General features: G+C 38.5%; 8 protein-coding genes. 1 reads left to right on the forward strand and 7 read right to left on the reverse strand.

Going from position 1 to position 4,857, the window contains the following annotated elements; genetic code table 11:
* Nucleotides 1-372 precede the first annotated feature (372 nt).
* From KPX09_RS04365 to KPX09_RS04395, 7 genes are all read right to left on the reverse strand, one after another.
* Nucleotides 373-891 (reverse strand): hypothetical protein, encoded by a 519-nt coding sequence (locus tag KPX09_RS04365; protein WP_249549160.1) that lies wholly within the window; start codon nucleotides 889-891, stop codon nucleotides 373-375.
* Nucleotides 892-1,361: 470 nt separating this feature from the next.
* The gene (locus KPX09_RS04370; RefSeq protein ID WP_249549161.1) at nucleotides 1,362-1,862 is read right to left on the reverse strand and encodes a hypothetical protein; all 501 of its coding nucleotides are present in this window, start codon (nucleotides 1,860-1,862) and stop codon (nucleotides 1,362-1,364) included.
* Between the two features lie 160 nt (nucleotides 1,863-2,022).
* The gene (locus KPX09_RS04375; RefSeq protein WP_249549162.1) at nucleotides 2,023-2,196 is read right to left on the reverse strand and encodes a hypothetical protein; all 174 of its coding nucleotides are present in this window, start codon (nucleotides 2,194-2,196) and stop codon (nucleotides 2,023-2,025) included.
* A gap of 86 nt (nucleotides 2,197-2,282) precedes the next feature.
* Complete coding sequence (locus KPX09_RS04380; RefSeq protein ID WP_249549163.1) at nucleotides 2,283-2,513, reverse strand: hypothetical protein; 231 nt, start codon at nucleotides 2,511-2,513, stop codon at nucleotides 2,283-2,285.
* A gap of 85 nt (nucleotides 2,514-2,598) precedes the next feature.
* Nucleotides 2,599-2,808, reverse strand: a complete 210-nt coding sequence (locus KPX09_RS04385) for a hypothetical protein (protein WP_249549164.1) — start codon at nucleotides 2,806-2,808, stop codon at nucleotides 2,599-2,601.
* A 5-nt stretch (nucleotides 2,809-2,813) separates the two neighbouring features.
* Nucleotides 2,814-3,209, reverse strand: coding sequence for a hypothetical protein (locus KPX09_RS04390; RefSeq protein ID WP_249549165.1), 396 nt, complete (start codon nucleotides 3,207-3,209; stop codon nucleotides 2,814-2,816).
* A gap of 121 nt (nucleotides 3,210-3,330) precedes the next feature.
* Entirely contained in the window at nucleotides 3,331-3,666 is a 336-nt protein-coding gene (locus KPX09_RS04395) for a hypothetical protein (protein ID WP_249549166.1), read from the reverse strand.
* Nucleotides 3,667-4,301: 635 nt separating this feature from the next.
* Between KPX09_RS04395 and KPX09_RS04400 the strand changes: the two genes are divergently transcribed.
* A partial coding sequence (locus KPX09_RS04400; RefSeq protein WP_249549167.1) for a hypothetical protein occupies nucleotides 4,302-4,857 on the forward strand: 556 nt, incomplete at its 3' end.

The following is a 4,857-nucleotide window of genomic DNA, read 5'->3' on the forward strand; positions in this document are numbered from 1 at the left end:
CATTCGAACATGTATTAATAGCATTTTTATGACTTATTTACGGTGCAGGATTGTTTTGCTATGTGCGTCCCGAATGCAGGAGAGATTTTAGCCCCGCCGTAGTTAGCCTAGTCAAGTTCAAGCACTTCTCTATCTATTACGTGTTTGTATGTGACCTATAAAACAGGCTTATTTGCAGCGTTGAAAGTAATACTCTACGTAACTATCAAAGAGAGAGGCTTATTTGAGCATCGATAATTGTGAGGAAAGACAGCTGCGCTGAAATAACAACGTACTTAAGAGCCGAGGAGTAAGAGGTGATAGCATGTCACAATACACCACCTCTTACTGTCTGCACACCAAAGCAACTTTCTTTAATAAAGCTGTTCTAAACTATGCTTCTTCTGATTTTTCTGCTGCAGCTTTTTTCAGTGTTACCTTTACTGTATATCCTGAGGCATTATTTTTAGCAGTTATTACTAACGTCCCGTCACCGTCGTTGTACTCTGATTTCGAGTTATCCTTAAGCCCACTAACATAAAGGTCTCTTTCCTGTGCATAAGCATCTTCGTTTTCATATCCAATGTACAGTAGAGATTCACTAGTTAACATTTCTTGCAAGCTTGCACTAGCTAAAGCAATATCTGAGCCATTGCTGCCACTATTTTTTACAACTATGGCTTCAAAAAGTTTTTCTTGCATATTATGTTGTGCGTCATCTTGAGAAGACTGAGCAAATCTTAGAGCATAAGCCTCATCTCCCAAGTCAATGCGCTCTTCAAGCGAAGTAGCTCTAACAAACGACAAGTTCTCCATAGAAAAGTCGTTACAGGTACTTGGGCGAGCATTATCTCCAGTGCACGAGGTTACAACTACAGAAGCTGTTGTAAAGTCATTCAGTATATCAAACATAAGTATAATTCTCCGGTGTATAAATTCAGGTGTTTGACTGTATAATAATCATGACGATTTTGCAAAATAAATCTACCTGATACAAGTGTATTACGCTAGCGATGATATCGCCTACTAGCGCGCAAATTGTGTTATAGGTATAGTGCTACACCAAACAGTAATGGCACCACCAATGCTTATCCAGGTCTTGTGACTTTTTCAGCGTTACTTTTACTACACATCCCGAATTATTGCTGGTAGATCTGAACAAGATGCGAGTTCTTCATTGCACGATGTTATAGTAACAGACGCCGTTGCAAAGTCGTTAAGTATATTAAACATATGTGTGATCCTCCAGCGCATAATTTCAGGTGCCAGACTGTATAAAAATCACCACGGTTTTGCAAAGTAAATCTACCTAATATTTGTAATCGCGCTAGCGGTATATTGCCCACTAGCGCGAAAATTTTGTTGTGGGTACTTTACTAAATCTAGGCGGATGCAGAAGCTTTTTTCAGTGTTATGGTTACTGAACATTTTGCGGAGTTTTCTGTAGAAGTAAGCACTAGCGTATCGTCACTCTCTGATGTTGTATTAGCTTTTAGTTCAGCTACAAACAGTTGTCTTGCTCGCGCATGAACATCATTGTCATTCTCACCATCATCTTTGCTTTGGTATGCTTCAGAATCGCTTATTGTTACTTCGTGCAAGGTTGCGCTATAGAAATTTACATCTGGCCTACCTACCTTTCGTTCAACAAGAATGGTCTCTAAAAAGTAGTCATGAACCTTTGGCGCTTCTGGATCAGAGTTAGAAAATATTAAAGCATAAGATTCATTACCAGTGTGATGGTGTTGTTCAACTGGAGTAGCGCCAATAAACGGTAAATTTTCTACAGAAAAGTCGCAGTAGGAACTTGGAAAAGATGAATGTTCCCTATTACAAGATATGGTTACAGACGCTGTTACAAAGTCATTAAATGAATCGAACATATGTGTGATTCTCCGGAGCATAATTTTAGGTGCCAGACTGTATAATAATCACCACGGTTTTGCAAAGTAAATCTATACTAATATTTACATATCGTGCTAGCAGAACATCGCCTACTAGCGCAAGAATTGTCTTGTAAGTGTTGATGATTAAATACTCGGTTTATTCGGATGCAGAGTCTGCTTTTAGTGTTACGGTTACTTTACATTTTGCAGTATGACTCGTAGCGGTGAGCACTAGTGTCCCATCTTGTTCTATTGTTGAATCAGGCATGAGACCATGCATAGCCATGCCAAATTTTTTTTCATGAAGATCATCGCCATGTTTTTCGCGCATAGTATCTTCATTAGATAGTATTTCAACGCATTCTACACTATACAAGCTAATATCATTACTATCTGGGAGTCTCCGAAAGACGACATCTAGCATGTATGTGTTAAAGAATTTTGATCTTCTTGTTTTTCACTACGGAATGTCAAAAGGGCGTATTCATAACCCGATGGAAGGTCATATACAAAAGGAGCAGACTTAGACTTAGTAAGTGGCAAATTCTCAAAGGAAAAGCCGCCGCAGGCAGCTGGAAAAGATAAATGCGTTCCGGCAGTTGTAGTAGCTACGGATGCCACTATAGTATCATTAAATATGTCAAACATATGTATAATTCTCCGATGTATAGTTTCAGGTGTCAATTAAAATCAAGTGTGAAGACTGCGTTGTACACATATCTCAACACTAAGGCTATTTGACTGTAGGAACCTTTTCTAATGTTACAGTTACTGTACATTTTGCAGAATTACTGGTAGAAGTCAGCACTAGTTTGTCATCGCCTTCGCCTTGCACAGATTTCAAATCACCTTCGAGCTTATCAATACGTAAGTGCCTCTGCATTGTATAAGCATTTTCAATTCTTTCAGATCCGTCGTATCGCATAGACTCGCTTTCTATCACTTCACTCAGAGATCTGCACCAGATAAGCTGACCTCGGTGCCACCAGAGCTTTTCTGAACTTTCACTTTTAAATATAAACCGCGATCATGCAGTTCGTGGCCTACCTGATCAGAATCCTTAAATACTAAAGTGTAGTCTTCATAGCCTGTGGCTGTATCTTGTTTATCACTCTTCACTCTATAAAATGGCAAATTTTTCATAGAAAAGTTGCTGCAGGTACCTGTACAAGGTGTATTTTCTTCAGTGCACACCGTAGTCACAGATGCTGTAACATCATATGCATCCCCTGGATAATCTGCACTCAAAACATCTTCACAATAATCTGGTTCATCTAGAAATCTTTCAATACACTCCCTAGGAACAGGTGGGATTTTAGTATCGTTAAATAATATATCAAACATATGTGTCCTCTTATGTATAATTTCAGGTATTAGGCTGTGTGATAATCACCCGAAATATACTAGAGACGTTATGTCTGCGTGCTTTCGCCACTCAGAGCGCAACTTTTGCGCTCTGAGTATGTTATAATTCGACATTACTCCATGAAGGTTTATTCAGTATTACTGCGACTGAGTATTTTGTAGAATTGTTTGTAGGAGTCAGAACTATCTTGTAGTTACCAGCATCAGACTTTGACTCTAAATCAGCAATGAGAGCACAAACATGATTACTTGCGTTTTGAGAATGAACATCTTTAACAGTCTTTGTAGCTCCGTGGTATCGTGCTACATTATCTGCGTTTAAGCCTTTGGTCCTATGCTCAGTGACTGCTACGTGCACATTGCGGTGGAAAGTGTGGAGTTGTTCTACGTCATTGCAGAAAGTACCAAATCTTAAATTGCAGGATATGTTTGACATTTCATCTACAGTAACCCATATATCATTCATAAAAAAAGGCATTATAAGGATAAAGCGCAGAATTATACGATATAGTCACAGTTGTTATTGTATATTTGGTAAATATATCAAACATATGTATGATTTTTCAGTGCATGATTTAAAATTCTTAACTTTATAATAATTACTCCAATTTTGCAAAGTAAATATACCTTAATCACTGTATATCTAGCTATGTAATATCAATAACTGGCGCGAAAATTGTGCTTCCAGTATTTTTCTCAAAACTACGGTGTCATGTGCTTATTAACTATTACTTCCCTATGTAGCTCTCTGATGAAAAAAAACGAAAGTTTGCGAATGCGGAGCAGCATTGCTAGATTTCGTTGAACAATTTGCTAATTTGCAACTAAAGCACTTAGGATCAAGCTTGATAGTGTTTTGAATGATAGTAGGCAATAAGTTTTAGGGGATTTATTCGCACACTTGTTATCATCATCCTTATTTGTACTTAGTTGGTCGGATATTTGTGCAAGTTGTTGTAAAATATGCATATTGTATGTATAGGTGTGCACGATATCATCTCTTTAAGTGTATCGTGTAGCACTTAAACAAATGCTGGTTAACGTAGAGGGATTAAAGGAGGATTTACGTATATGTATGGTATAGATATAGAGCTAAGTGATTACAGAATTGGTAGTGACACCATTTCCGGTGGAGATGATGGCTACTACGAAGGATGTGCTTGTGACAAAGATGCCAGTACTAATGCGTACTCATATGACAAGTGTAGGGTAGTACGCGGAACATGGAGACCAAGCGAGATTGTTTTATATGTTGGTGATGAGCATGTTGCATGTAGGGATGTTTCTTCAGGTATGCACCAGAGTTATTTGCCAGGAAAGATATATTTTATAGAGAGCAATGAGAGCAGAGATGTTAATACTGAGGGTGGTATTTATACTACTGTTGTAGAGGCATTATCGCTGGTGCAAGAGGGAGATGGTACAGGTATGTACTTTATAAATGCACCAGAAAAAGCAGTTGTAAGGTTTTTCAAGATAGACAAGGGTGCAGCAGAAGAACCACATATAGTGGATCCTAATGTAGTTGAGTCAGCAACAGGGCTTGGTGCGGATACGCAAGAAGTAGGCGAACATGAAATTCCGGGAGTATCTGATCTGGAAGAATCAGTAACTGAAGAAGCTCGGG

Source organism: Anaplasma phagocytophilum, from assembly GCF_023476575.1.
Taxonomy (GTDB): domain Bacteria; phylum Pseudomonadota; class Alphaproteobacteria; order Rickettsiales; family Anaplasmataceae; genus Anaplasma; species Anaplasma phagocytophilum_A.